This window comes from Marinomonas sargassi, from assembly GCF_025716875.1.
GTDB lineage: Bacteria > Pseudomonadota > Gammaproteobacteria > Pseudomonadales > Marinomonadaceae > Marinomonas > Marinomonas sargassi.
The window spans coordinates 534,803-560,349 of sequence record NZ_JAOVZB010000001.1 but is presented as its reverse complement, the minus strand read 5'-3'; the positions used below and the strand labels follow the sequence as shown (position 1 = coordinate 560,349).

Annotated in this window: 29 protein-coding genes and 1 tRNA gene; 26 read left to right on the top strand and 4 right to left on the bottom strand. The window is 41.8% G+C overall.

What is annotated here, in order from left to right:
• Positions 1-13 precede the first annotated feature (13 nt).
• On the bottom strand, positions 14-169 hold the full coding sequence (locus OFY17_RS02700) for a hypothetical protein (protein WP_263529158.1): 156 nt from the start codon (positions 167-169) through the stop codon (positions 14-16).
• 590 nt (positions 170-759) lie between these two features.
• Between OFY17_RS02700 and OFY17_RS02695 the strand changes: the two genes are divergently transcribed.
• The 11 genes from OFY17_RS02695 (at position 760) to OFY17_RS02645 (ending at position 9,297) form a co-directional block, all read left to right on the top strand.
• Positions 760-1,326, top strand: coding sequence for a YqgE/AlgH family protein (locus OFY17_RS02695; RefSeq protein WP_263529157.1), 567 nt, complete (start codon positions 760-762; stop codon positions 1,324-1,326).
• A complete protein-coding gene (gene ruvX, locus OFY17_RS02690) occupies positions 1,327-1,785 on the top strand; it encodes a Holliday junction resolvase RuvX (RefSeq protein WP_263529156.1) in 459 nt (152 codons plus the stop codon). It abuts the gene before it with no gap.
• A gap of 72 nt (positions 1,786-1,857) precedes the next feature.
• A complete protein-coding gene (gene pyrR, locus OFY17_RS02685; RefSeq protein ID WP_263529155.1) occupies positions 1,858-2,355 on the top strand; it encodes a bifunctional pyr operon transcriptional regulator/uracil phosphoribosyltransferase PyrR in 498 nt (165 codons plus the stop codon).
• A gap of 248 nt (positions 2,356-2,603) precedes the next feature.
• Complete coding sequence (locus tag OFY17_RS02680) at positions 2,604-3,608, top strand: aspartate carbamoyltransferase catalytic subunit (protein WP_263529154.1); 1,005 nt, start codon at positions 2,604-2,606, stop codon at positions 3,606-3,608.
• A 1-nt stretch (position 3,609) separates the two neighbouring features.
• Entirely contained in the window at positions 3,610-4,887 is a 1,278-nt protein-coding gene (locus OFY17_RS02675) for a dihydroorotase (RefSeq protein WP_263529153.1), read from the top strand.
• Between the two features lie 116 nt (positions 4,888-5,003).
• Positions 5,004-6,107 carry a GGDEF domain-containing protein gene (locus tag OFY17_RS02670; protein WP_263529152.1) on the top strand — a complete coding sequence of 368 codons (1,104 nt, stop codon included), beginning with the start codon at positions 5,004-5,006 and terminating at the stop codon, positions 6,105-6,107.
• A 125-nt stretch (positions 6,108-6,232) separates the two neighbouring features.
• Entirely contained in the window at positions 6,233-6,949 is a 717-nt protein-coding gene (locus tag OFY17_RS02665) for a YggS family pyridoxal phosphate-dependent enzyme (protein ID WP_407659340.1), read from the top strand.
• Positions 6,950-6,964: 15 nt separating this feature from the next.
• On the top strand, positions 6,965-7,804 hold the full coding sequence (gene proC / locus OFY17_RS02660) for a pyrroline-5-carboxylate reductase (RefSeq protein WP_263529150.1): 840 nt from the start codon (positions 6,965-6,967) through the stop codon (positions 7,802-7,804).
• 18 nt (positions 7,805-7,822) lie between these two features.
• Entirely contained in the window at positions 7,823-8,365 is a 543-nt protein-coding gene (locus OFY17_RS02655) for a YggT family protein (RefSeq protein WP_263529149.1), read from the top strand.
• A 153-nt stretch (positions 8,366-8,518) separates the two neighbouring features.
• Complete coding sequence (coaD, locus tag OFY17_RS02650; protein ID WP_263529148.1) at positions 8,519-9,004, top strand: pantetheine-phosphate adenylyltransferase; 486 nt, start codon at positions 8,519-8,521, stop codon at positions 9,002-9,004.
• Positions 9,005-9,045: 41 nt separating this feature from the next.
• Entirely contained in the window at positions 9,046-9,297 is a 252-nt protein-coding gene (locus OFY17_RS02645; RefSeq protein ID WP_263529147.1) for a YfhL family 4Fe-4S dicluster ferredoxin, read from the top strand.
• A gap of 104 nt (positions 9,298-9,401) precedes the next feature.
• Here the strand turns inward: OFY17_RS02645 and OFY17_RS02640 are convergent, their stop codons facing one another.
• Positions 9,402-10,514, bottom strand: a complete 1,113-nt coding sequence (locus tag OFY17_RS02640; protein WP_263529146.1) for a potassium channel family protein — start codon at positions 10,512-10,514, stop codon at positions 9,402-9,404.
• A gap of 9 nt (positions 10,515-10,523) precedes the next feature.
• The gene (gene trmL / locus OFY17_RS02635; protein WP_263529145.1) at positions 10,524-11,006 is read right to left on the bottom strand and encodes a tRNA (uridine(34)/cytosine(34)/5-carboxymethylaminomethyluridine(34)-2'-O)-methyltransferase TrmL; all 483 of its coding nucleotides are present in this window, start codon (positions 11,004-11,006) and stop codon (positions 10,524-10,526) included.
• Between the two features lie 131 nt (positions 11,007-11,137).
• On the opposite strand from trmL, the gene OFY17_RS02630 reads away from it, so the two are divergent.
• The 14 genes from OFY17_RS02630 (at position 11,138) to OFY17_RS02565 (ending at position 23,846) form a co-directional block, all read left to right on the top strand.
• Positions 11,138-11,213: transfer RNA gene (locus tag OFY17_RS02630), tRNA-Phe, on the top strand.
• Between the two features lie 368 nt (positions 11,214-11,581).
• Positions 11,582-12,634, top strand: coding sequence for a hypothetical protein (locus OFY17_RS02625; protein WP_263529144.1), 1,053 nt, complete (start codon positions 11,582-11,584; stop codon positions 12,632-12,634).
• Between the two features lie 185 nt (positions 12,635-12,819).
• The gene (locus OFY17_RS02620; protein ID WP_263529143.1) at positions 12,820-13,143 is read left to right on the top strand and encodes a hypothetical protein; all 324 of its coding nucleotides are present in this window, start codon (positions 12,820-12,822) and stop codon (positions 13,141-13,143) included.
• Positions 13,144-13,155: 12 nt separating this feature from the next.
• On the top strand, positions 13,156-13,509 hold the full coding sequence (locus OFY17_RS02615) for a hypothetical protein (protein ID WP_263529142.1): 354 nt from the start codon (positions 13,156-13,158) through the stop codon (positions 13,507-13,509).
• A gap of 429 nt (positions 13,510-13,938) precedes the next feature.
• A complete protein-coding gene (ugpB, locus tag OFY17_RS02610; RefSeq protein WP_263529141.1) occupies positions 13,939-15,237 on the top strand; it encodes a sn-glycerol-3-phosphate ABC transporter substrate-binding protein UgpB in 1,299 nt (432 codons plus the stop codon).
• Between the two features lie 79 nt (positions 15,238-15,316).
• A complete protein-coding gene (gene ugpA / locus OFY17_RS02605) occupies positions 15,317-16,192 on the top strand; it encodes a sn-glycerol-3-phosphate ABC transporter permease UgpA (RefSeq protein ID WP_263529140.1) in 876 nt (291 codons plus the stop codon).
• Positions 16,192-17,040: a sn-glycerol-3-phosphate ABC transporter permease UgpE gene (gene ugpE, locus OFY17_RS02600; protein ID WP_263529139.1), complete on the top strand. Its 849-nt coding sequence runs from the start codon at positions 16,192-16,194 to the stop codon at positions 17,038-17,040. Before ugpA ends, ugpE begins: the two co-directional genes overlap by 1 nt.
• Positions 17,041-17,043: 3 nt before the next feature.
• Complete coding sequence (gene ugpC, locus OFY17_RS02595; protein WP_263529138.1) at positions 17,044-18,120, top strand: sn-glycerol-3-phosphate ABC transporter ATP-binding protein UgpC; 1,077 nt, start codon at positions 17,044-17,046, stop codon at positions 18,118-18,120.
• Between the two features lie 13 nt (positions 18,121-18,133).
• Positions 18,134-18,865, top strand: a complete 732-nt coding sequence (locus tag OFY17_RS02590) for a glycerophosphoryl diester phosphodiesterase (protein WP_263529137.1) — start codon at positions 18,134-18,136, stop codon at positions 18,863-18,865.
• A gap of 57 nt (positions 18,866-18,922) precedes the next feature.
• Complete coding sequence (locus OFY17_RS02585; protein WP_263529136.1) at positions 18,923-19,738, top strand: HAD-IIB family hydrolase; 816 nt, start codon at positions 18,923-18,925, stop codon at positions 19,736-19,738.
• A 172-nt stretch (positions 19,739-19,910) separates the two neighbouring features.
• Entirely contained in the window at positions 19,911-21,098 is a 1,188-nt protein-coding gene (locus OFY17_RS02580) for a GAK system CofD-like protein (RefSeq protein WP_263529135.1), read from the top strand.
• 144 nt (positions 21,099-21,242) lie between these two features.
• A complete protein-coding gene (locus OFY17_RS02575) occupies positions 21,243-22,256 on the top strand; it encodes a response regulator (RefSeq protein ID WP_263529134.1) in 1,014 nt (337 codons plus the stop codon).
• Positions 22,256-22,738 carry a PAS domain-containing protein gene (locus tag OFY17_RS02570; RefSeq protein ID WP_263529133.1) on the top strand — a complete coding sequence of 161 codons (483 nt, stop codon included), beginning with the start codon at positions 22,256-22,258 and terminating at the stop codon, positions 22,736-22,738. The genes OFY17_RS02575 and OFY17_RS02570 overlap by 1 nt, the downstream gene beginning before the upstream one ends.
• 196 nt (positions 22,739-22,934) lie before the next feature.
• A complete protein-coding gene (locus OFY17_RS02565) occupies positions 22,935-23,846 on the top strand; it encodes a D-hexose-6-phosphate mutarotase (RefSeq protein WP_263529132.1) in 912 nt (303 codons plus the stop codon).
• Positions 23,847-23,959: 113 nt separating this feature from the next.
• Here OFY17_RS02565 and OFY17_RS02560 read toward each other — a convergent pair whose 3' ends face one another.
• A complete protein-coding gene (locus OFY17_RS02560; protein WP_263529131.1) occupies positions 23,960-24,736 on the bottom strand; it encodes an exodeoxyribonuclease III in 777 nt (258 codons plus the stop codon).
• 114 nt (positions 24,737-24,850) lie between these two features.
• On the opposite strand from OFY17_RS02560, the gene pyrE reads away from it, so the two are divergent.
• Positions 24,851-25,498, top strand: a complete 648-nt coding sequence (gene pyrE / locus OFY17_RS02555; RefSeq protein WP_263529130.1) for an orotate phosphoribosyltransferase — start codon at positions 24,851-24,853, stop codon at positions 25,496-25,498.
• Positions 25,499-25,547: the final 49 nt, after the last annotated feature.

Below are 25,547 nucleotides of genomic sequence, written 5' to 3'. Positions count from 1 at the left end.
ATGCGAAATAAAACTAGGACGACCATCCACTATGGAAGAAGTAACGTAGGTCTACTGTTTCTGCTTGGTAGTGTTGTACCCACTGTGCCAACGTCTTCAGATGAAGGCGCTCAAATAGTGCTGTTGAAGCAGCATTATTGAGATAGTGTTGGTGAATGGTGAACGGCATTGTTTGAGTACCCTAAAAGTAAAGTTTGATCGTAAAAGAAGTGTAATAAACTTTTACTTTATCTGTGAGCTTAGTCTACTGTTTGATGTAAGTTTTTTGAAGGGGGGAAGGAAAAAAGCTATCTTTAAGTCAGGAAGAATGCTTATCTTGTTCTATACTGCATTCGATTAAGGCGTATTTTTGTTGAAGGAAGGTACGAACAAGTCCACTGGCTTCAGCGTGTGGATAAACCTTTATTATTCGAGGCAAGTTTCGCCGTCCAATATTGAACATATTGGCAAGAAGCTTAACAAAGAATAAAAAGTGTTTAGCCCACGCCCTTCGGGTCTTTTAGAGAAATGGCCTCTCTGTGTTAAGAGTGATTGAAAGGTATTAACATTCCGGCTCACTCTTGCCTTGATAGTCCACTTCTCTGATAAGACTGAAGCACAGAAGGCTTATTCGCACCTTCCTTAAACTGTTCTTCTGTTGGTATCGCTTCTGTATTTTTAATGCTCTTTCGTTGTATTTGTTGTCTTTTTTCAGTTCGTTGTACGTTTAGAAAATCAGCTCTTTCTTGTTTTTACTTTATTTAAAGAGGGTTTATCGTTATGAATGTATCTTTTAGTTCTTTTAAAAATCACTTTTTAATCTCAATGCCACACCTAGACGATCCTCATTTTGAGCACACCGTAGTTTACCTTTGCGAACACACCAAGGGTGGCGCTATGGGGGTGATTATTAACCGACCTTCTAATGTCGACTTTACCGAGCTGGCGAATTATTTAGGCATGCCAGTGGATGACCCTATTGTTGCCAGCGAACCAATTTATACGGGTGGTCCTGTTGAATCCGAGCGTGGTTTTATATTGCATACCGCCGACAAAAACTGGAACAACACCTTACCTGTTACGGATGAGGTGTCCTTATCTGCATCCTTAGAAGCGTTAGAAGATATTGCTGCAGGGAAAGGTGCGAAAGCCTTTCGTATTACCCTAGGTTGCGCTGGTTGGGATCCAGGTCAGTTAGAAACAGAAATTGCGAACAATGATTGGCTAGTATGTGAGGCGGATTTAGACGTATTATTCCATACACCAAGCGATATGCAGTTTACCGCCGCGACTCAGGTACTGGGAATTGATATGGCAAGACTCTCTCCAGATATAGGACATGGTTAAATGCTTGAAACTTCTTCAATAGGAGAAACTGAAAAGCCCAATACTGAAACCTCGGTATTGGGCTTTGATTTTGGCACCACTCGAATTGGTGTGGCTATAGGACAAAGTATTACAGGAACAGCGCGCCCACTCGACCCTTTAAAAGCGAAAGATGGCATTCCTAATTGGGATGACATAAACAAGCTTGTTGAAGAGTGGCAACCTGATGCATTTGTGGTGGGCTTGCCATTAGATATGGATGGCAGTGAGAACGAGATGTGTCTTCGCGCAACCAAATTCGCTAAGCGTCTGCATGGTCGTTTTAATAAGCCTTACCACATGATGGATGAGCGTTTGTCTTCGTATGAGGCCAAAGGTCAGGTCATCTCCCGTGGTGGCAACCGTAATTTTAAAGATAATTCAGTGGACGGCTTAGCCGCTCAGATGATTTTAGAAACTTGGTTTATGGAATCGGTTTAAACTCGGCAATAAGTCATGTATTTTTCACTTAACTCAATTCGAACATAAACCTAGAACAAGGTGAACAGGGTAATGAAGTTAGATTTAGATCTGTCTTTAGCATCAATGAAAGAAAAGCTTGCCGCTTACTGTGAGCAAAAAAACATACAAGACGCTATTGTCGTGGGGATTCACAGCGGTGGTGTTTGGGTTGCCGAGCAACTGATTTCTGCGGCTCCTACCAATGAACCATTGGCTACGCTTGATATTACATTTTACCGAGATGATTTTTCCAAAGCGGGTTTGAACCCTAAAGTGAAGCAAACATTACTGCCTGCTATTGAAGATCGTCACGTCATTCTAGTGGATGATGTACTCATGTCGGGCCGTACTATTCGTGCCGCTATGAATGAAATTTTTGACTTTGGCCGACCGGCCAGTATTACATTGGCTATCCTTTATGATTTGGGACAACATGAATTACCCATCGCTGCGGATATTGTTGGGGAGAAGTTAACGCTAAAACCTAACCAAAGGGTTAAACTTTCTGGGCCTCAGCCGCTCGAAGTTTCCTTAATTGAGACCCAATAATCTGCATTTCAGGCTTTATTTTTTGTTTCACAAATAAGACAATTAGCCCATGAAAATTATCCATGATCGAATAGCCATAAATAGACAGATTTCACCCCGTTGTGGAGGAATCGCTATTTGATCTTATAAATGCCCGATGTCAGTTTTACTGAGTCGGGCATTTCTCTATTTAGCCACTATGGTTGAATGAGACTTATATTTAATAACAGAAAAGCGATAGTGCTTTTCCAGTTTGAGGCAGACAAACAATGATGCAATCCGACCCTCGGGCATTACAGCTTAATGCACACGGCCAGCTTAAACATTTTCTGACACTAGATGGGCTGGATAAAACGATTTTGACAGAGATTCTTGATCGAGCTGAATCTTTTCTTTCGATGGGTGAACAGTCTGTTAAAAAGGTTCCTTTACTGCGCGGCCGAACGGTTGTGAATTTGTTTTTTGAAAATTCCACTCGTACCCGTACCACATTTGAATTGGCTGCTAAGCGTTTATCAGCCGATGTTATTAATCTCAACATCCAAACCTCTGCAACATCTAAAGGTGAATCATTATTAGATACCCTGCAAAATTTAGAAGCCATGCAGAGTGATATGTTTGTGGTTCGCCATTCTGATAGCGGCGCAGCACACTTTATCGCCGAACACTGCACACCAAATGTCGCCATCATTAATGCAGGCGATGGTCGACATGCTCATCCAACGCAAGCCATGTTGGATATGTTAACGATTCGTCGTCATAAGGGTGGCTTTGAAGGGCTTAAAGTTGCCATTGTTGGCGATATTCTTCATTCACGAGTAGCGCGTTCATTATTACAAGCCCTAACGACATTGGGTGTTGATGAAGCTCGTCTTGTAGGGCCAAAAACATTAGTTCCTGACTTCTTTGCAGATATGGGCGCGACGATTTGTCATGAGCTAGAAGCGGGTTTGAAAGACGTTGATGTGGTCATCATGCTGCGCCTTCAGAAAGAACGTATGGCTGGTGCCTTATTACCAAGTGAAAGTGAGTTCTTCCGTTTGTACGGCCTCACTGAAGAGTCCTTATCTTGGGCGAAACCGGATGCCATTGTTATGCACCCGGGGCCAATAAACCGAGGTGTTGAGATTTCATCGGAAGTGGCGGATGGAGAACACTCGGTTATTTTAAATCAGGTAACCAATGGTATTGCAGTGCGCATGGCGGTGATGTCTATGGCCATGAGTGGTCAGTTACAAGGTGATGACACGCCAGAAGAGAAGGGTGGTCAATAATATGAAATTACGTATTCAAAATGGGCGTTTAATTGACCCTAGCCAAGGCATTAATGAAATTACCGAGTTATTTATAGCGGATCAAAAAGTGGTTGCCATTGGCGAGGCGCCAGCAGACTTTGACGATGCAGAAGTAGTAGATGCCGAAGGGCAATGGATTCTACCCGGATTGGTCGATTTGGCCGTGGCTCTTCGTGAACCCGGTTATACCCAAAAAGGTAACATAGCGACAGAAGGGCGCGCGGCAGTATCTGGTGGTGTGACCACACTTATTTGTTCCCCTGATACTAAGCCTATTGTTGATACCCCAGCAGTTGCCGCTTTAATCCAAGATAAAGCGGACGAAGCTGGTATGGCGAATGTTTTTCCTCTTGGCGCATTAACGCAAGGCTTAGAAGGCTCACAGTTGAGCAACATGGTGGCGTTAACCGAAGCAGGTTGTGTGGCTTTATCGAATGGTCGTCATGAAATGGCCAATACCAAGGTACTGACTCGTGCGTTGGAATACGCAGCGACCCATGATCTGCTGGTGGTATTCCACCCTGATGAGAAAAGTCTATCGGAAGGTGGTTGTGCCCATGAGGGGCTAATGTCAACCATGCATGGTTTGGCGGGTATTCCTGATACAGCCGAAACGGTAGCGCTTATGCGTGACCTGCTTCTTATTGAAAAGACAGGCGTAAGAGCACACTTTGCTCGTATCTCTTGTGCTAAATCGGTAGAAATGATCGCCGAGGCCAAAGATGCTGGCCTTGATGTGACAGCGGATGTGGCAATACATAATTTATTGTTAAGTGATGACGTATTGAATCAGTTTGATGGTCAGTACCATGTATTGCCTCCATTACGAGGTGAGAATGATCGTTTAACTCTGATTGAAGGTGTGAAGCGAGGAGTCATCTCTGCTATTTGTTCGGACCATCAGCCCCATGAAAAAATGGCCAAAGTAGCGCCTTTTGCTGCGACAGAATCTGGTATGGCAAATATTGAAATTCTGCTGCCTTTAGCGATGCGTTTAATGGATGAAGGTGATTTAACCTTTACCGAATTACTGTCTTGTTTAACGTCTGGCCCGGCTTCTTGTTTTGGTTTAGAAGTTGGTTCTTTGGCTGTCGGTAGCTTTGCAGACTTTACTTTATTTGATAGTACGGCTCGCTGGAATTGGCATTATGAAGCACGCAAAACCAAAGGTCATAATTCGCCTTTCTTTGCAGAAGAGTTTGTTGGCAAGGTAATGAGTACCTATGTCTCTGGGCAAAGGGTTTATCAGGCGAGCTAAACCTTTTAGTTGAATATTATTACTATTCAAGTAGGTATTCTCGATGATATCTTTACTTTTTGTATCAGGTCGTTAACCTGTTTTTAATCATTTAATGGATTCGGTCTTAATTTACTATGACGACAAATACACAAAGCGCATTGCTAAAAGAGGATCAAGGGGTGCAAAAGCGTCTCAATTATCTCGAAAAAGAGCGAAGCTTTTTAAAAAGTTTATACAGTGATTTGCCTGAAACTATGCAGCTTCTTGCTAAAGGTGCTCCTTTAGGGTCAATGCTTGGTCGTTTTAAAACCAAGATAGAAGATCAGCTGGCGAGTACTTACTGCTTATTTTTAGTTTGTGATAAAGACTGTTTGCAATGGCGTCTCCAGTACCCCGACTCTATTAATGAAAAATTACTAAACGGCATTGGCCAGCTCACAGAGATTCCGCAAAGTTTGGTTACCTTTGCAGCCTCACCTTCATGCCCTAAGAGAATGGATTCTGATATCCAACAGTCGACAGGTTGGAGCATATGGCAGACTTTTCTAGAGCATAATGGCTTTATTCATGTTTCCATGGTGAGTGTTTCTGATGAAAAAGGCTCCATTTATTTGATGCTTTCCTTTCAAAAGGAAAACAGCAAATTAGAAAGTGAGTTAATGGATGTCACATTAGATATGTACTTGTCGCTTGTTAGCGCGGCGTTCGAACGTGAGAGAGCAAACTTTTTACTATTAGAAGACAGTCATAAAAGCCCAGATACTGGCTTGCTCCGCCGTTACAGTTTTGAGAATAGCTTTGGGATTATTCTCAAAGATTCTAGACGCCATTTCCAACGAGCGGCTTTAATGTCTATTCGTCTATTGGATGAACAAAAAATCAATTCGGCAGAATTAAAAGCCTTAGCCGATGTAATGCGCGAATCAGTTCGTGATAATGATTTGATTGCACATTATGATGAGCGTGAGTTAGTCATGGGTATTCGTATTCAACATTTAGTTGATGCGGAAGTTGTGGCTAATAAATTATTGGATTCACTTCAAAAAGATGAATTCTCTAACAATCGTTTAATCCGTTCAGGTATTGCCATCGGTATCGCCTTTTATCCTGAGCACTCATCACTAGATGCGCTTCATCAGGCAGCGGCCCACGCAGCGAGTTCATTAAAGAAAACCACGGGTTACCATATCGAATTTCATGGCAAATTCCACAAAAGCAGCTCGGATCTCTATTCTTAATAAAGGGTTTTGCTGTGGGGTTAAAAAGTGCGCTACTATGCCGCTTTTATGAGGTACGTAAGCCTACATAGATGGCGACTATTTGCTGTTTATGTAGGGAAACAATAAAAGTAGTGGTGATGTACGTGGCAAGCAACTCAGCAGACCAGATAAAGACAAACCTGTCTTTTGTTTCTCAGCAAATCGAACAACTAGTACAAAAAGCGCAAAGGCCAAAAGGCAGTGTTAGGTTGTTGGCAGTTAGTAAAACCAAACCTATTTCAGCATTACAAACAGCCTACGATGCTGGCCAAAGAGCGTTTGGTGAAAACTATGTACAAGAAGCGGTTGAAAAGTTTCATGCTCTATCCCATTTGAAAGACATCGAGTGGCACTTTATTGGCCCAATTCAATCGAATAAATCACGTCAAATTGCGGAAACAATGGATTGGGTGCACACCCTTGATCGAGAGAAAATTGCGCGTAGGTTGAGCGAGCAACGCCCAACAAACATGCCGCCACTAAACGTATGTATTCAAGTTAATATTAGCGGCGAAGCCAGTAAATCGGGTATTCCATTAGAGCAGTTACCTTCTATGGTAGAGTTGGTGAAAAGCTTACCAAACTTAATATTAAGGGGGGTGATGGCAATACCTGCTCCCCAGCAATCCCATGAAGCTCAATGTGCAGTTTACTCACCTTTAGTAACAGCCTTTGAGAAGTTAGCTGAGTTGGATTCCCAATTAGATACAGTATCAATTGGTATGTCTGGGGATATGGCGGCGGCCATTGAATCCGGTAGCAGTATTGTTAGAGTGGGAACAGCCATTTTTGGTGAGCGGGATTATCACCTTACTGAATAGATAAGGGACGAGACGATGAATAACATAGGTCAAACAATGGAAGCAAAAGTTGCCTTTATCGGCGTTGGAAATATGGCTCGTGCTATCTTTAGCGGCATGATTGCTAGTGGCTACTCTGCTGAGAGCATTATTGGTACATCAAGAACACCTGAGAAGCGTGAATACTATCGTGAGCAATACGGTATTAGCATGCTAGCTGATAACGGCATGGCCGTTGAGCAAGCCGATGTTGTGGTGTTATGTGTGAAGCCTGCTCAAATGAAGGCAGTTATTGAAGAGTTTGCTCCTCATGTTCGTGGCGACCAACTGTTTATTTCTGTAGCGGCTGGTGTTGAGTTGAGTGCTATATCTCATTGGTTGGCACAACCTGCTGCCGTGGTTCGTAGTATGCCAAATACGCCGTCGCAGTTGGGTGCTGGTATGACAGGGCTGATTGCTAATGAGGTGACAACCGACGTTCAGAGAGACTGGGTTGATCAACTTTTTGCGAGTGTAGGCAGTTCAGTGTGGGTGGATAGTGAAGATCATATGCATACGGTGACGAGTTTATCTGGCAGTGCGCCTGCTTATTTCTTCCGCTTTATCGAAGCTATGATGAAGGAAGCTAAAAAGCAGGGGCTTGATGAAGAAACTAGCCGCAAATTGGCAAGCCATGCCATGTTGGGTGCGGCGCGTATGGCAATAGAGCTTGATGATCCTGTTGATCTTTTGCGTGAAAATATTACTTCACCAAATGGCACAACTGAACGAGCACTTATCTCTTTTGAAGCATCAGATATTGATAAAATTATTTCTGATGCCATGATAGCTTGTGTTGACCGATCAAAAGAAATGTCGAAAGACTTTTCCGCCTAATTCAAGGAATTTATAACCATGTTGTCCGATCCTTTTTACACTCTAGTAAAAGTGATATGTAACCTTTACCTTTTTATTGTTCTATTACGTTTGGTTTTACAACTTAGTAGAGCGGATTTTTACAACCCAATTAGTCAGGGTGTCGTTAAAGCAACGAGCCCTTTGATTTTGCCACTACGAAAAGTGATCCCAGCTATTGGTCGTTTGGACACAGCCTCGCTTGTTTTAGCATTGGGTGTTCAGCTTGTTACTGTTGGTCTTGTCGTGTTACTCAAAGGCGCAAGCTTGCCACCGGCAGGTTACGCTATTTATACCATTGCTGGCACCTTATACCATTTGTTGGATCTGTATTTCTGGGCCATGTTAATCTCAGTGATTCTAAGTTGGGTGGCACCAGATGCTAATCACCCCGGTGCCATGTTAGTTAGGCAAGTAACAGCGCCTTTGTATCAAACTTGCCAACGCTTTATTCCTAGCTTTGGTGGGTTAGATATTTCACCTATCTTTATCTTCCTAGCGATTTCTTTCTTAAAGCAGGCATTAATGCCCTATAGTATTTAAAGTCAGTATTGAAACGCTGAATGGCGCCATACAGTTTGGTGAATTGAGTAAAAGGGCGTATTCCTATATGATTCGCCCTCCATTAAACAGTAGAAGTGGTTAGGCTTGCGCCTAAATCGCTTTGATACCCTTTAATTATTTTGGATGAAAGCCATGAGTACAATTGCGGTTTATCCGGGGACATTTGACCCTATAACAAATGGCCATACGGATTTGGTTGAACGCGCATCTAAGCTGTTTCCTTCCGTGATTGTTGCGGTTGCTGCAAGCCATAAAAAGCGCCCAGTTGTGCCTCATGACCTGCGTATTTCATTAGCGCAAAATGTATTGAGTCATTTACCTAATGTTACCGTGGTGGGCTTTGATAACCTGTTAACTGAGTTTGCTGCGTCTGTTGACGCCACTGTGGTAATTCGTGGTTTACGTGCCGTATCGGACTTTGAATACGAGTTCCAGTTAGCCAATATGAACCGTGTTATCGCACCAGAAATTGAAAGTATCTTTCTAACGCCTTCTGAGAAATATTCGTATATCTCGTCCACACTGGTAAGAGAAATTGCCTCTTTGAATGGTGATTTTGGCAAGTTCGTTCATCCTGATGTAAAACGTGTTTTACAAGAGCATTATCAGACAGCCTAAGTTCTGGCTTCTGAATGTTAAAAGTTTGTTAGGAGCGAAAAATGTCTCTTATTATTACCGATGAATGCATCAACTGTGACGTTTGCGAACCAGAATGTCCGAATGAGGCGATTTATCCGGGTGAACTGATTTATGAAATTGAGCCAGCCAAGTGTACCGAATGTGTTGGTCACTTTGATGAGCCCCAATGTCAGGTTGTATGTCCTGTAGATTGTATTCCTTTAGACCCAAACCATAAGGAAACAGAAGAAGAGTTGATGGAGAAATACCTCACATTAACAGGTCAACTTTAAGTCATCGCCTCGTACTATCTGAACTACCCACTTTTGTAATATTCAACCATCACCTTTTCTAAATACATTTAAAAGGTGATGGTTTGCACCCTAGAATTTGCTTTCTATTTTTTCTTCTTTGTGAAAAAGCTATTTATGCTTGCTATAGAAGGCAGCGCCTCATCGTCGTTGACTAAAACGATTAAGCCTTTAGCGTCGATCTTTGTCCCTGTGGAAGGGTGCGTAACGATTTCGTTATTGGTCTGAACATAGCCCAAAGCTGTACCTATATTGTTCTGAATTAAGGTGGTGACTATCTCCGCCCAAGTGACGCCACTTAACTCCATATCCAAGCGAACGGTATGGTCACCTTGATGGCGGAAAAGATTCTCGAGTACCTGCTCTGTTCCCGGTGCAATTAGCGAGCGCACTAGCATTTCAGGATAAGCGCGTACTGGACGAATAACCGCTTTAGCACCTACAGATCGAAACCTTGCTCGGTTTGAATCATTAATGGCCTCAGCTAAGACAAAGGCTGGCGAGCCTAGCGCCTTAATTCTATGTAGCGTATCAAATACTAGGCTATCACTCTGACTATCTTGGCTGTCTGGACTAAGCACAATAATGTGTTTTGCTCTTTCAACGCCTGCAGATAGCAAAGCGCTGTCGCTAAGACCATTACCAGTATGATGAACCACTCCGTTTGCTCTTAATTTAGCGGGTAAGCCATCAGGAAAAGCCTCACTTAAAATTTGAATCGGTGTATCGGCAAACTCAGGAGTAATATGAATTTGATTCGTCAGTAGTTCTAAATAACGCTCTGGTAAGTTCTTAGGTGTATTGATGATAAGTATGTGATTCTGCATATCGTCCCACTTTATACGTCCTTTGATGCGCATTTCTTTCTTTACTAGCCTGTACTCTACATAGTCACTGGCTATTTGCGCTAATAGGGTAATACCCATGCCGTAAATTAAAATAATGGTTGAGAACTGCCCCCAAAAGGTGGCAGCGGAAATGTCGCCGTAGCCTGTGGTGCTGGCTGAGGTCATGGTAAGCCAAAACGCTTGCCACCAATTTAAGTCCTCAAAGAACACCATGGCTAAACTATGCAAAGCAATCACTCCTGCTAATAAAGCGAAGCGCTTTCTTAAATCATTGACGCTGTGCATATGTACTTTTTTACGAAACTGGTGACGACTCTTGCTTCGCCTTAGAAGTAACCCTAATGAATTCATCAGATACCTTTACTTTGCCTGTATGTCACTTGCTTCAATCCTATAATCTAGCTGACGCCAAGATTCATACACCATGACAGCAACAGTATTAGATAAATTCAAACTGCGTGAGTCTGGCTGCATAGGAAGGCGCAACCTTTGTGCTAAAGGAAGCGCTTGGATAAAGTCGTCTGGTAAACCCCGAGTTTCAGGACCAAATACTAATACATCATTCTGTTTAAAGCTGGCTTCACTGTGTGTATGGGAACCCTTGGTTGTTAAAGCGTAGATGGTCTCGGTAGTGTTTTGATCTAAGAAGCTTTGAAAGTCAGGGTAGCGCTTGAAGCTAGTAAACTCGTGATAGTCCAAACCCGCACGGCGTAGTTTCTTATCGTCGAGATCAAAACCAAGTGGCTCGATCAAATGCAGATGGTAGCCAGTATTGGCACAGAGTCGAATAACATTGCCCGTGTTCGGCGGAATTTCAGGTTGGTAAAGTACAATGTGAAGCATAGATTTATCCCCTTGATATAGTAACGATAATATCAGAACTGCAAGATAAACTAAGTTTTTAATTCCTATACAAATTAATTTTAAAAAAACTGTTGACCATAAAATTCGTTTCTCTATAATACGCCCCACTTGCCCAGATAGCTCAGTCGGTAGAGCAGAGGATTGAAAATCCTCGTGTCGGCGGTTCGATTCCGTCTCTGGGCACCATATTAAAGAAACCCGCTATTTTAGCGGGTTTTTTTATGCCTGAAATTTATGATTGGTTTATTTAAAGTTATTGTTTTATAAATGATTTCTTGTGTTTCCTTCCTGCTGTTTTCCTTTTCTGTAATATTGCTTTTCGTTATTCCGTGTGTAGTTGTTATATTTCTGTCGTGTAGTAAAAGTTGGTAGGTGAGCAAAAGTCTAACAATTTTGCTGTATTTGGGTCGTGGTTTTTTAGTTTGGCATCACGATTGATGTCATTGTGAGCTGTGAGTGAGGAAGTCTGCCCTTAAATAAGAGCTTCTCGCTTTAATTTTGGCTTTTTCTAACACTCTTAAGTGACTGGGTATCAGAAAAATAAGTTAGTAAAAATGTTTTCATTTGATGACAAATGCAAGATGATAATAGCAACTTCAAACGCCGATGGAATGCATAGAAAGATGGATAAACAAGAAGAGATAATACAAACAAAGGATAAGTTGGGTATAGGGGGCTCTAAACTATGGGATTGGGTAAAGGCTATTTCTACCTTGAGCATAGTTGGTGTATTCTCCGTAAAGCTGTTTCAAACCCCTATAGCACTTACCGTTGATTTTCCCACTTTATTGTCTTTATTACTTGGCTTCTTCTCAGTGGGCCTAGCATCATTGTTTTATTTCAAAGCCACCGATACCAGTAATGCCTTCTATGACAACACCAATAAATTCACCAAAGACATAGCTCAGCTTTTAGCAAAAATTGAAAGTGGGTTTGGGGAGCGCTTGAAAAACATTGAAGACAGTAATATCTCCTTCCGTGATTATGTTTATAGTGGTGAAGGTAGAAATGAAAGCAATAGACGTGTCGTTGATGATATCGAGAGCAAAGAAGGTGAAATTGAGAAAGAAAAAGAAGAAATTGAGTCTGTTAAAAAAGAGAAAGATCAGGTGATATCTGAGCAGGAAGGAATTATCCAAGACTTGATATCCAGAGCGAATATTCATGACGACGAGAAGAACCGTATACTGGCTAGCTTAAAAGAAAATGAGAAAAAGTTGAGAGCTAAAGATTCTGAGTTGAATTCAGTTTTTAATGAACTTCGGAGAAAGGAAGATCAGTTAGAGCATATAAAAAATAGAGATAAATCTTCATACAGTATTTTGACAAATAAAGAAAAAAAAATAATGTCTAACTTGATTGTTTACATAGAAGGTTTTCTTCCAAACTTTATTTCTTCTGAAGCTTTTTTCGATTTAGACCAAATAAAAGTAATGGATTTAATTGATAGTTATGCTGTTGATTTAGATGGAAGGTACATTGAAGATATGAACTACCTAGGGTTCATGAAGGGGTCAAAAGTAACATTGAAAGGATATAACTTCTTGAGTGACGTTATGTCTGGACGCCTAAGTTCTCCCAAGAAAGAAGGGCTATCGTACCTGTAAAACCAGCAACACCGAATATTGTGTTGATGAGCTTAAATTAATGTGAGGGTAGAGCTTCAGAAAACTGCGTACTGCAAAAGAATATCTGGGTATATGATACTCTAAAGTGTTGAAATATATATTCAATTAAGTTTTTAAATGTAGCTATAGTTTTAAAAATTCTTTTAGAAGGGGATTGCGCAGTTATGAAAACTTCAGAGTTCTTAGTAAAGCTTAAAAAATTAGATGCCAGCGTGCCCTTTGATGCTGAGTTAGTGATTGGCGATGATTGGATGCCACAGCGTGTAACAGGTCTTTATCATGAGCCTCCTCATACTTTCATAAAAGTTGAATCACCAGAGGTCTATGATGAAGAAGATTTTATAACTAGAGAAGAGCAGAAGGCTACCAGAGCAGGCGTTATGATGGCTTTACATGAAGCAAAAAAGATTGCCGAGAACTCAACCTGTGATGCATCTATCCAACGTGCGCGAACGATCATTGCATGGCTAGAGCCAATTTTAAAGTAAAGGTGGGCTAAAATGAGAAAAGGGCTGAGTATTTTCTTCTTAGGTGCGTTGTTAGGTGCAGCGACGGTAGGTGCTGCGCCATTTGTCCACAAACATTACCTCCATTCAAAAGAAGTGGAGAAAATGATTGAAGACGGAAAATGGGGCTATGTTGATATCGGAGGGAACAACTCATCTAACATGGAACCGGAATTAATGGATATTTGTGTACGAGATCGAGCAGAATGTGAAAAGGAAACATACTCACTATTGACTGATAAACGTTACCTTGTTTGTGAGTATCAAGACCTCCATAATAGATGTGACGAGCATACTAAGCGCGCAGAAATAGCTAAAAAGGTCCGGAAGCGTTTTGGTTTCATGTGATTTAATGAAGGCCTGTACTCTTAATTTTTCACGATGATTAAGTATTATGCGTAAATTATAGGTGAAATTAAATTAACCTATTGATTTTAATAGATAACGCATTAAAAATTTATGTTTTATGGATTTAAATTAGAAATTGAAAATCCTCGTGTCGGCGGTTCGATTCCGTCTCTGGGCACCATATTAAAGAAACCCGCTATTTTAGCGGGTTTTTTTATGTCTGAAATTTATGTTCTTGCCTCCCCCCAAAGCCTTCGCCTTCGCTAACTCAATGATTAAGCTCAGCTTTACCTTCACTGAAAAATGTTTTATTTCTCACTCTTTTCCTTTGTCTTTTTAATGCAGTAATTGCTACACAAAAGTGACATATTCCCCTCCTATACTGCTGCTTTCTTTATTAAATGAATCTTAGTTACAAGGAGCACGGAAATGCAGAGTTTCAAGTTGGCGTCAGTTGTTATCGGCATGTCTATTGCCAGTGTAAGTTTTGCTGCTACGGAAGTTGAATGGTGGCATGCAATGGGTGGAGCGAATGGTGAAAAGGTAAATGAAATCGCCCAAGCGTTTAATGAGTCACAGGGCGCATATACTGTAAAGCCTGTTTATAAAGGTAACTATACGGAAACAATGACGTCGGCAATCGCGGCTTTCCGTGCAAAAAAACAACCTGCCATTGTTCAGGTTTTTGAAGTTGGTACGGCGAGTATGATGGCTGCAAAAGGCGCTATCTACCCAGTGTATGAGTTAATGAGTGACTTTGGACAGCCGTTTAAGGCATCTGATTATTTAAGCTCTGTAACAGGTTACTACTCTGATGTTGATGGCAATATTTTATCTATGCCATTCAATAGCTCTACACCAGTGCTTTTCTATAACAAAGAATTGTTTGCTAAAGCGGGTATTAGCTCTGCACCAACAACGTGGGAGCAAATGGAGACAGTTTCTGAGAAGTTACTAAAAAATGGCGTGAGCTGTGGTTTTACCACTTCTTGGCAGTCTTGGATTCAGCTAGAAAACTTTAGTGCTCGTCACGATGTGCCTTTTGCCACAGAAGAAAATGGCTTTGGCGGTATGAATACTGAGTTTGCATTTAACGGTCCAACTCAAGTTGCACACATCCAAAAAATGAGTGAGTGGCAGAAGAGTGGTGTGTTTAGCTACGCGGGTCGTCGTAGTGATTCAGCACCTAAGTTCTACAGCCAAGAATGCGCTATGTACATGGGTTCTTCAGCTGGCTATGCAGGTATGAAGCGCAATACAAGCTTTGATTTTGGTGTATCTCAGCTACCTTACTGGGAAAGTAAAATTGAAAAACCAAACAACACCATCATTGGTGGCGCTTCTTTGTGGGTTCTAAAAGGCCATTCTGAAGAAGAGTACCGTGGTGTTGCGTCCTTCTTAAGCTTCTTATCTCGCGCAGATGTGCAAGCAGATTGGCATCAGTTCTCTGGCTACCTACCTATTACTCACGCCGCTTATGGTTTAACAAAAGGCCAAGGCTATTATGAGAAAAACCTAGGTACGGAAACAGGTGTTATTCAAATGACCTCTACGACACCAACTGCAAACTCTAAGGGTCTTCGTTTGGGTAACTTCGTGCAAATTCGTGACATTATTAATGAGTCATTAGAAGGTGTGTGGAGTGGTCAAACAACAGCACAAGAAGCTTTAGATTCTGCAGTTAAGCGCGGTAATGCTTTATTACGTAAATTCGAAAAAGCGAATTAATAGTAATTAGCTCCCTAAAGCCCTTACCCCTTATTGGGTAAGGGCTTTTGTCTTAAAGTACTGCGAGGAATACCTCTAAATGTCTGTGTATTTTCCCCATAAAAAGCTGCCTTATTTACTGCTATTGCCGCAACTGGTGATCACTTTTATCTTTTTTTTGTGGCCAGCTGAACAAGCATTTGAACAAGCATTTTACCAAGAAGACCCTTTTGGCTTGAGTCGAACCTTCATTGGACTAGACAATTTTATTAGTTTATTTAGTGACCCTATTTATTACGAATCCATGTTAGTCACTTTAGTGTTTAGTTTTTCAGTGGCGTTTTTAGGATTATCGATTGCTCTCTGGTTAGCTGTGATGGCCGACAGGGTAATACACGGCAAGCTTGCCTATCAAACTATGCTTATTTGGCCTTATGCCGTCGCTCCGGTATTGGCTGGGGTATTGTGGTGGATTTTATTTGACCCAAGCATGGGACCTGTTGCGCTCTGGTTGAAATATCTAGGAGTGAATTGGGATCATTATTTGAATGGCGATCAAGCTATGATTTTGGTCGTGATTTCCGCCACATGGAAACAAATTAGCTACAACTTCTTATTCTTTCTAGCAGGCCTCCAAGCCGTCCCTCGTTCACTAATTGAGGCGGCGTCAATTGATGGTGCCACTCCCTTTAAACGCTTTTGGACCATTGTTTTTCCATTGTTATCACCCACTACTTTTTTCTTACTTGTGGTGAATCTGGTGTATGCCTTCTTCGACACGTTCGGTGTTATCGATGCAACAACACAAGGTGGCCCCGGTGTAAGTACAGCAACCATGGTTTATAAAGTGTTTAGTGATGGTTTTATTGGTCTAGACCTTGGTGGTTCTGCCGCTCAATCCGTGGTGCTTATGTTTTTAGTTGGCATTATGACGGTGATTCAGTTTCGCTACATTGAACGCAAGGTGGAATACTAATGATAGAAAATCGTCCTTGGCTGACCTTTGTAAGCCATCTTTCCTTGTTATTTGGCATTGCGCTTGTGGCTTTGCCCGTTTGGGTTGCCTTGGTGGCATCGACTCATCCGACTTCGGCTTTTGGAGCTGGGCACATACCGCTTTGGTTTGGTGATCAAGCTTTGCAAAACTGGGGCAGTGTGCTGTTTGATAATGCTGGCAGTGGTGTTGATGTGCCTGTGTGGTACATGATGCTGAATTCTCTGATTATGGCTCTGGGTATCACGATTGGAAAAATTCTGATTTCACTGTTGTCTGCCTATGCCATTGTTTACTTTCGTTTTCCTTTTCGACACCTATGTTTCTGGGTGATTTTTATCACTCTTATGTTGCCTGTTGAGGTGCGTATTGTGCCTACTTACGAGGTTGTAGCGAATCTCAATATGTTGAACAGCTACGCTGGCTTAACCTTGCCTTTGATTGCGAGCGCTACAGCTACTTTCTTATTTAGACAATGTTTTATGAGCATTCCCGGTGAGCTAGTTGAAGCGGCTCGCATCGATGGTGCAGGCCCGATTCGATTCTTCTTCGATATTCTGTTGCCGCTATCAAGAACGAACATCGCCGCCTTATTTGTCATCATGTTCATCTATGGCTGGAACCAATATTTATGGCCATTGATAGTGACCACAGATGACGCCTATTACACCTTGGTAATGAGTATTAAACGAATGTTATCCGTAGATAACGGTGATGTTGAATGGAACCGAGTAATGGTCACTACCTTGTTGGCTATGCTGCCACCGATAGCGGTTGTTGTTGGTATGCAAAAGCTGTTTGTAAAAGGTTTAGTGGACGCGGAGAAATAAGTTATGACAGATATTATTTTAAACAAGATTGGTAAAACTTACCCTAATGGCTTTCACGCGATTCCAAGTATCGACCTCACTATAAAAGAGGGTGAATTTATTGTACTAGTTGGGCCTTCTGGTTGTGGTAAGTCGACTTTGCTACGAATGGTGGCGGGTTTAGAGAGTATTTCTCAAGGTGACATGATGATCAAAGGTCAAAGGGTTAATGAGAAAGAACCTGCAGATCGGGATATCGCCATGGTTTTCCAGAACTATGCACTTTATCCGCATATGACGGTGTACGCCAATATGGCTTACGGTTTAAAAAACCGTGGCGAGAGCAAAAATGTTATCGATGATAAAGTGAATAACGTTGCTAATATGCTTGGATTGGAAGCGTTATTGCAGCGTAAACCAGGGCAATTGTCTGGTGGCCAGCGTCAGCGAGTTGCCATGGGGCGAGCAATGGTTCGAGACCCTAAAGTGTTTTTGTTTGATGAACCACTATCGAATTTGGATGCCAAATTACGAGTACAAATGCGTATCGAAATTCGGCAATTACAACGCAAACTTGGTACAACCACTTTGTACGTGACTCATGACCAAGTGGAAGCGATGACGTTAGCAGACCGTTTGGTGGTGTTGAGCAAAGGGAAGGCAGAGCAAATAGGTACGCCAATGGAGCTTTATAGCAAACCTGCAACGCCTTTTGTTGCCGCTTTTATTGGCTCCCCTTCGATGAATTTGTTACCTGCTGAGTTAAACGATCAAGGAATAAAGTTGTCTGAGCAGCTAACCTTGCCCTTTGAACATGACTTTAGAGGTAAGCTTGTGTGGGGGATTCGTCCTGAGCACTTAGAAGTGTCGGATGAAAATGATGCTGATTTTGCTATGCGCATACAGGCGGTAGAGTCTTTAGGTGTTGAGACATTAATTCATGGTGTTTTAGAGCAAAGCGACGGAGCATCTACTCCGTTGGTTGTACGTTTATCTGGACCACACACACCCGAAATTAATAGCCTCATGTGGTTAACCGTGCCAGAGCATCACTGGCATATATTTAACGCTGAAACAGAACAAAGGTTGTCAGAGAGTTAATAAGGGGGAGAAGATGATCGACACTAAGGTAATAGGCCACCGTGGCGCTGCACTATTAGCACCTGAAAATACCTTGGCTTCTATTCGGGCAGCGGCTGAGGCGGGTGCAACTTGGGTTGAAATTGATGTGTCTTTAATTAATGAAGGTGGATTGGTGATTTTTCATGATAATACGTTAGATCGCTGTACTGATGGTTCAGGGCCAATACGTAAAGCACTGCCGGCTGACGTGGCATTATTGGACGCAGGTTCATCTTTTTCTACGGAGTTTGCAGGAGAAAAGGTGCCTACTCTGTTGGAAGCATTAGAGTGTATTCAGGCACTTGGTTTGGGGTTGAACCTTGAAATTAAGCATGATGCTAATGATGTTGAAAATATTGTCCCTGCGGTAATGGCGACATTGCGAGATTACTGGCAAGACGAAGATAAACTCATTATTTCCAGCTTTAATTATGCCGCGTTGCAGCTGTGTTATGAGATTGATAGTTATCGGCATTTAGCGCCTCTTTATGATGATATTCCTGAAAACTGGCAAGAGCAGGCGGAAGCCATACAAGCCTATAGTGTGCACTGCCTTTATTCGCGATTGACTCAACCTCAAGCACAGCAGATTAAAGCGGCGGGCTATAAACTTATTTGTTTTACAGCGAATGACCCTAATGTGGTTGAGCCGCTTTGGTTGTGGGGAATGGATGCGATTATTACTGATGATCCAACGAAGTTTGCTTCGTTACTAGATTCGTAAACCTACAATGGCCGAGGTATTACAGGCGATTTAACAATGATGGAAAGTGTTTAAAGTATGGTGCGACTTCAGGATATATCGAATCTTACGCCTGAGATATGTCAGAATATTGATTTTATTTTGACAGACTTTGATGACACCTTAACTTGGCAGGGGCTGCTTCCCATTGCTGCGCATCAGGCTTTGAGTGATCTTGCTGAGCTAGGTATTAAAGTGATTCCAGTCACTGGCGGCTGTGCTGGCTGGTCGGATATGATGGCAAGAGTATTACCTGTCGAAGTCGTTATCACGGAAGGAGGAGCTTGTTTTATCCATAAAGCGCCCGATAGTCGCCTAACTTATCAATTCTGGGAAAACGAATCAGACATGCGTGCTCAGCAAGCTCGGCTGTTAGCGCAAGTGTCTCCTATTCTAGAACGTTTCCCTCAACTCACTTTAGCGAGAGATCAGTCTTACCGTCTCACCGATGTTGCAATTGATTACGCGCAAGATGTTAGTCCACCTGCGTTACAAGAAAAAGAAGCTTGTTTGACGGAGTTACTTAGGCTTGGCCTGAATGCCAAAGCCAGTTCGATTCATATCAATATTTGCTCTGAAGGGTACGATAAATTCGCTATGGCTCAGCGAGTTCTTAACCAGAAATATGGGTTGAGTGATCAAGAGCAAAAAACAAACGTACTCTATGTCGGTGATGCTCCTAATGATGAAAGTATGTTTGCTCAATTTCCATTAAGCGTCGGTGTTGCAAACATCGTTGAACATCTGCCAAAAATGCAATATTTGCCTTCTTATCAAACCAACCAGCCCGGCGGCTTAGGTTTTGCTGAGTTGGTGAATCACCTTCTGTCCAAAAGAAGCCCCGCTAAGCATTAACATTATGATGAAGTGGAGGTGCTTACATAGCCGGCATTAATCTACTTCTATGCCTAAATCCCACCTAATAGATCACTTGCCATGAAAAGGTGATCGAAATACGCGTATAATGTTGATATTGCATACTTTTTTGCTAATATTTATTACTACTCTCTGGATGAGGTAAAGTTTAATGGTGAGTTCTTCACGAACCTTTCGGCGCTTGATCGTTCCTGACGATATTCGTGCTCATCGTTATAGAAGATTGCCGGAACAGGGCCCCAAAGTTCTTTTCTTTAGTGGTGGCTCGGCTTTGAATAAGATAAGTCGAGTATTCAAAGATTACACGCATAATTCCATTCACTTAGTGACTCCCTTCGATTCCGGTGGCAGCTCTGCACGTTTACGGGCGGAGTTTCATATTCCAGCAGTGGGTGATTTACGTAGTCGACTAATGGCGTTAGCGGATGAAACAGTACTGGGCCAGCATGAGGTCTATGCTTTGTTTACCCACAGATTTAGCAAAACGGACAGTCTTTCCCTACTGTGGCAGCAGTTACAAGAAATGGTAGAGGGTGTTCATCCGCTTATTGAAACCATTCCTAACCCTATCAAGTCTTTGATCCAAACTCAGCTCGCGGTCACTAAGGCCAAAATGAACGAAGAATTCGACCTGCGTGGTGCCAGCATAGGTAATTTGATTATGGCGGGTGGTTACCTAAATAATGGCCAACAATTAGACCCTATAGTTTTCTTATTTTCTCGCTTAGTAAAAACGTTAGGGGATGTGAAAACAGTATTAGATGCCGATTTTCATTTGGGCGTTGAGCTAGAAGACAGTCAAATTGTCCTTGGTCAACATAACATTACAGGAAAAGAAACCGATCAGCTGACAAGTCCTATAAAATCTATCTGGCTGAACAAAGGGCTAAAAGACATAAAACCTATTAATCAAAGTATTGCGGATGACAGGCGAGTAGCAATCGAGAATGCAGATTTGATTTGTTATCCGCCGGGTAGTTTCTACAGTAGCTTGGTCGCAAATCTACTGCCTACAGGGGTAGGTCGTGCTATTTGTCAAAACCCTAACCCAAAAGTGTATTTACCTAATTTAGGTTTTGATCCTGAACAGCAGGGTCTATCTTTAACTGAAAGAGTAAAGCGTTTAGTGGGTGTGGTGATGGCTGATGTTGATGAACCATGTGGTGCGTCTTCTACGTTAGATTACCTGTTACTAGATGAAGGCTATGACTACGGCAATATTGATATGAAGGTGTTATCTGATTTGAACGTGACTCTAGTGAAAACACCTTTAATCAGATCAAAGAAAGATAAGTATGACGAAAGTCTTGTAGCTAATGCGTTACTTTCTTTCGTATGAGTATCTGCTTTGTAAATAAAAAAGTACTTTTTGACACATATATGAAATAAAAACAGTGCCTCCAGTAACATTAAGGTTTTTCTGGGGGCTTGTATCGAATATCATATGAAATATTGGTGATATTTTAATCAGATGAGAATGGGAATGACTACTAGAGTATTAATTTGTGATGATTCCAAAGTAGCTAGAAAGCAACTATCTAGAATACTTCCTACGGATTGGGATGTAGAAGTAGAGTTTGCTGAAAACGGCCAAGAAGCCTTGGATGTTATGTCATCTAGCCGTTTTGATATTTTATTCCTAGATTTAAATATGCCAGTGAAAGACGGCTACGAAACATTAGAAGCGCTTAAGTCTTTCGAAGAATCACCAAAGGTTATTGTTGTTTCAGGTGATGTACAACCGCAAGCTGTTGCCCGTGTAAAAGAAATGGGAGCCATTGCCTTCCAGAAAAAGCCTGCTACTGCAGACGACCTCCGTGAATCTCTTATTGCTCTAGGACTCTTTTCAGAAGGGCAAAAAGCGACTCAAACCGCGCCAGAAGTTGTAACAGCGGCTGAGCAGTTCACTTTAAATGAAGGTCTACAAGAAATTTCAAACGTGGCTATGGGGCGAGCGGCGAGTGTGCTTGCTAATATGCTAAATGTCTTTGTTAAATTGCCTGTCCCAAAAGTTAATGTACTGGAAGTTGGCGAGCTGCAAATGGCGCTTGATCATAGCGTAAAAGATGAAAGTTGCTCGGCGGTTTCTCGTGGCTTTGTCGGTTCAGGCATCGCCTTTGAAGCTTTGTTGATCTTTAATGATTCGAGCTTCCCCGATATGGCGAAACTGCTAGGCGTAGCAGAAGAAATTAATAGAACAGTAGAAACAGAACTACTAATGGATGCTTCGTCTATCTTGGTAGGCCCTTTTATGGAAGCATTTGGTAGACAATTGAATATCGACTTTAGCCATGGTCACCCTGTTGTACTAGGTCAGCACGTTAAGATTAAAGACCTTATCAATGCTAAGAAAGCCTTGTGGAAACGTACGCTAGCGGTTGAAATTGTCTATGAAGTTGAAAATTACGATATCCATTGCGACCTATTGCTATTGTTTACAGAAGAGTCGGTGCCTACTTTGGAAAATCTATTATCGTTTTTGGTTGAGGATGAGTAATGAGTGAATCTGACGGTTTTGAAGATTTTCACTGGATGTTTGATATGCTCCACCATATTGATGTGGGGTTGGTCGTACTTAATGCAAATTATGAGGTACACCTGTGGAACAGCTTTATGGAAAATCACAGTGGTATTAGTTCTTCCATTGCGAAAGGACAAGCTCTGTTGTCTCTGTTTCCAGACATAGATCCTAATTGGTTTAACCAAAAGTTAGATAATGTTCTTAAGCTAAAAACGCCAATATTTGTCTCTTGGGAACAACACCCAAATACCTTCCCTTTTAAGAGTTATCGTCCTATTACTGGGATTGCCGATAAGATGTATCAGAATGTGATGATTCGTCCTGTTTCTAGTCCAGATGGTACGATCAAGCAACTGTGTTTGGTGGTCTATGATGTAACGGATATTGCCGTTAACAAGATGGCGCTATCCACTGCCAATTCAAGATTACAGCGATTGGCATCTGCCATATCCAAATAATTATTGTGAGTTTTCTAAGCCACTTTTGCTTTATGACAGAGTATTAGTGGCTTTTTTCGTTTAAAGTGGTCAGTATTTTCTTTTATCCTCGTAAGGACTATCTGCTTTGATGAATTCTCGTTATAAGCATTCTATGTTGTAATTGAGTCAACAAAAGCTAATATGTGCACATTACATATAGGTATCGGAGTTGTGAATGAACTGTGAGTTAATGGCAGACTTGGAAGAGCTGGGTGGCGAAATACGTCCGGCAAGCTTGAAAAAATGCGATGAAATCATCATAAATCAGCCGGGGTTTACTGCTGTCATTGCTTTGTGGGGTGGTCATCTAGAAAGCTTTATCCCCGCAGGTCAAGAAGACTTACTGTTTCAATCTGCAAATGAGGGTGGTGAGGGGCGTTTTATGCGTCGACATTTTGGTGTTCCTGTTTGCTGGCCATGGTTTGCTGTTAACGACAAACATGACGACTATCCTACTCATGGTTTGGCCCGATACTTTCGTTGGGAATTTATAGAAGCAGGTCGCTTTAAAGATGGTGATGTGAAAATTGTGCTTCGCCTTGCCTCTGAAGATCATCCTCTGATTGAAGAAATGTGGCCTCAAGCTTTTGAATTAAGACAAGTATTTCGTTTTTCTGGTGATGGTTTTAAAGTGAGCTTCTCAGCGGCAAACTTGTCTGATACACCAATGCAAGTGAGTGAAGCTTTGCATACTTATTTTAAAGTGGGTGATAGCCAAACATCTGAAGTGATAGGTTTTGAAAACTCTAATTACATAGATAAATTAGACGATACTGAACAGGTGCAAAATGGACCTGTGCTAACCAATAAGCGTGTAGATAGAGTGTATTTATCCTCTCCTGAAGTTTGTGAAATACACGACACCACTTTCAATAGAAAAATAACGATTGAGGCTGATGGCTGCGCAAATACCGTGATTTGGAATCCAGGTGAAGAGCTCGCTAAGCAAAGAGTGGATATGGAAGATGAAGATTATCGTTACTTTGTTTGTGTTGAAGCGGCTAATGTATTGAAAAATGCTTATGAAATTCCTGCTGGTGGTATGCATCAATTGAAGCTTAAAGTGAAATCTCAGAAGCTAGCGTAACCTTCCCTATGGATAACGCTTGATTGCCTTTTAGTCTTCTTATAAATAAGAAAACCCCATTAGTGTCATCACTAATGGGGTTTTCTTTGTTTAAGACAAATTAAGACGTGAAGTTAATCTAAATCATATTCCATGATAAGTGGTGCATGATCTGAAAACCTTTGGCCTTTATAAATACTGCCGCCTTGAATGACATTTTTTAAACCGGGAGTTGCAATCTGGTAGTCTAAACGACCACCTTCATCCAGTTTCCATGCGCGTTCATAATCTGGCCACCAAGTGTATTGTTTATCTTGCTTGCTTACTTGGCGAAAAGCATCAATGTATTCATGCTCATTAAAAATTTCGTTGATCCATTTGCGTTCTTCAGGCAAGAAGCCTGAGTTGCGTTGGTTTACAAACCAGCTACTTACGTCGATAGGCGAGCGCGCAACATTGGCTGTACCACAGAAAATGTACTCGCGGCGCTTACGGCGTGTTTTGATTAAGTGGTTTTTGAAGCCTTCCATGAAGCGATATTTATGGTCTTGTAGGGCTTCTTCATGGTTTGAACCATGGGGTGTTAGAAAAGAGCCAATACTGACTTTTTCAAAGTCGGCTTGAATAAAACGCCCTTCAAAATCACATTCAGGGAATCCCATGCCTGTCATAATAGCTTTAGGCATGGTTTTACAATAAATTGCGACGCCTGCTTGATCTGGGTCTTCCATAGAGTCAAAAAAATACGTGTTGTACCCAGACGGAAAGAACACGCTGTCGCTTAGTGTGCGTTCGTCTACTTGAATATCTTGTAGGCATACTACATCTGGGTCCTGACGAACCATCCATTCAAAAAAGCCACGATCGGCGGCTTGTCTTATACCATTTACATTAAGGCTTATGACCTTCATTTCTGGTCCCTACAATTCCTACTAGTGTGTTATATTAACGCCCATCTTATTTTAGCAATGCATTATTTTATTGATGACGCCTTGTTATGTGTTACTAATCTTTCTGGAGTTGGCATGAAACCTTACCAAAGAGACTTTATCGAATTCGCAATTGAGCAAAATGTACTGCGTTTTGGCGAATTCACTCTTAAATCGGGCCGTATTAGCCCTTACTTTTTTAATGCTGGACTCTTTAATTCTGGTCAAGCGTTAGCGAAATTAGGCCGTTTTTATGCTGCATCTCTTATGGAGTCTGCTGTTCCATTCGATGTGCTGTTCGGCCCTGCCTACAAAGGCATTCCACTGGCAACAACTACAGCTGTTGCTTTGTATGATCACCATGATGTTGATACACCTTATGTCTTTAACCGTAAAGAAGCAAAGTCTCACGGTGAAGGTGGTTCTCTTGTCGGAGCACCGTTAGAAGGAAACATCATGATTATTGATGATGTTATTACCGCTGGTACCGCGATTCGAGAAGTTATGGCGATCATTCAGCAGGCTCAAGCGACGCCAGCTGGTGTTCTTATTGCTTTGGATCGTCAAGAACGAGGCCAAGGCGAGTTATCTGCAATCCAAGAAGTAGAGCGTGACTTCGGAATGCCTGTTATTAGCATTGTATCTTTAAACGATATTATGACTTATTTAGCAGAACAAGATGCGCCTGAATTCGCGGAACATCTTGGTGCAGTTAAAGCTTATCGTGAGCAATACGGCATCTAAAACAGTGCTAAATCATAGGCTTAGAGTCTTTTCTAAGCCTTATCGATGC

Bases quoted from the DNA above. Each gene is read 5' to 3' on its own strand.
- OFY17_RS02655 (WP_263529149.1), top strand. From the start codon at position 7,823: ATGTTGTCCGATCCTTTTTACACTCTAGTAAAAGTGATATGTAACCTT.
- OFY17_RS02680 (WP_263529154.1), top strand. From the start codon at position 2,604: ATGATGCAATCCGACCCTCGGGCATTACAGCTTAATGCACACGGCCAG.
- pyrE (WP_263529130.1), top strand. From the start codon at position 24,851: ATGAAACCTTACCAAAGAGACTTTATCGAATTCGCAATTGAGCAAAAT.
- OFY17_RS02575 (WP_263529134.1), top strand. From the start codon at position 21,243: ATGACTACTAGAGTATTAATTTGTGATGATTCCAAAGTAGCTAGAAAG.
- OFY17_RS02565 (WP_263529132.1), top strand. From the start codon at position 22,935: ATGAACTGTGAGTTAATGGCAGACTTGGAAGAGCTGGGTGGCGAAATA.
- coaD (WP_263529148.1), top strand. From the start codon at position 8,519: ATGAGTACAATTGCGGTTTATCCGGGGACATTTGACCCTATAACAAAT.
- OFY17_RS02645 (WP_263529147.1), top strand. From the start codon at position 9,046: ATGTCTCTTATTATTACCGATGAATGCATCAACTGTGACGTTTGCGAA.
- OFY17_RS02615 (WP_263529142.1), top strand. From the start codon at position 13,156: ATGAGAAAAGGGCTGAGTATTTTCTTCTTAGGTGCGTTGTTAGGTGCA.
- trmL (WP_263529145.1), bottom strand. From the start codon at position 11,006: ATGCTTCACATTGTACTTTACCAACCTGAAATTCCGCCGAACACGGGC.
- ugpB (WP_263529141.1), top strand. From the start codon at position 13,939: ATGCAGAGTTTCAAGTTGGCGTCAGTTGTTATCGGCATGTCTATTGCC.
- OFY17_RS02625 (WP_263529144.1), top strand. From the start codon at position 11,582: ATGTTTTCATTTGATGACAAATGCAAGATGATAATAGCAACTTCAAAC.
- OFY17_RS02580 (WP_263529135.1), top strand. From the start codon at position 19,911: ATGGTGAGTTCTTCACGAACCTTTCGGCGCTTGATCGTTCCTGACGAT.
- ruvX (WP_263529156.1), top strand. From the start codon at position 1,327: ATGCTTGAAACTTCTTCAATAGGAGAAACTGAAAAGCCCAATACTGAA.
- OFY17_RS02570 (WP_263529133.1), top strand. From the start codon at position 22,256: ATGAGTGAATCTGACGGTTTTGAAGATTTTCACTGGATGTTTGATATG.
- OFY17_RS02640 (WP_263529146.1), bottom strand. From the start codon at position 10,514: ATGAATTCATTAGGGTTACTTCTAAGGCGAAGCAAGAGTCGTCACCAG.
- OFY17_RS02700 (WP_263529158.1), bottom strand. From the start codon at position 169: ATGCCGTTCACCATTCACCAACACTATCTCAATAATGCTGCTTCAACA.
- ugpE (WP_263529139.1), top strand. From the start codon at position 16,192: ATGATAGAAAATCGTCCTTGGCTGACCTTTGTAAGCCATCTTTCCTTG.
- OFY17_RS02620 (WP_263529143.1), top strand. From the start codon at position 12,820: ATGAAAACTTCAGAGTTCTTAGTAAAGCTTAAAAAATTAGATGCCAGC.
- OFY17_RS02670 (WP_263529152.1), top strand. From the start codon at position 5,004: ATGACGACAAATACACAAAGCGCATTGCTAAAAGAGGATCAAGGGGTG.
- OFY17_RS02585 (WP_263529136.1), top strand. From the start codon at position 18,923: ATGGTGCGACTTCAGGATATATCGAATCTTACGCCTGAGATATGTCAG.
- pyrR (WP_263529155.1), top strand. From the start codon at position 1,858: ATGAAGTTAGATTTAGATCTGTCTTTAGCATCAATGAAAGAAAAGCTT.
- OFY17_RS02560 (WP_263529131.1), bottom strand. From the start codon at position 24,736: ATGAAGGTCATAAGCCTTAATGTAAATGGTATAAGACAAGCCGCCGAT.
- OFY17_RS02590 (WP_263529137.1), top strand. From the start codon at position 18,134: ATGATCGACACTAAGGTAATAGGCCACCGTGGCGCTGCACTATTAGCA.
- ugpC (WP_263529138.1), top strand. From the start codon at position 17,044: ATGACAGATATTATTTTAAACAAGATTGGTAAAACTTACCCTAATGGC.
- ugpA (WP_263529140.1), top strand. From the start codon at position 15,317: ATGTCTGTGTATTTTCCCCATAAAAAGCTGCCTTATTTACTGCTATTG.
- proC (WP_263529150.1), top strand. From the start codon at position 6,965: ATGAATAACATAGGTCAAACAATGGAAGCAAAAGTTGCCTTTATCGGC.
- OFY17_RS02675 (WP_263529153.1), top strand. From the start codon at position 3,610: ATGAAATTACGTATTCAAAATGGGCGTTTAATTGACCCTAGCCAAGGC.
- OFY17_RS02695 (WP_263529157.1), top strand. From the start codon at position 760: ATGAATGTATCTTTTAGTTCTTTTAAAAATCACTTTTTAATCTCAATG.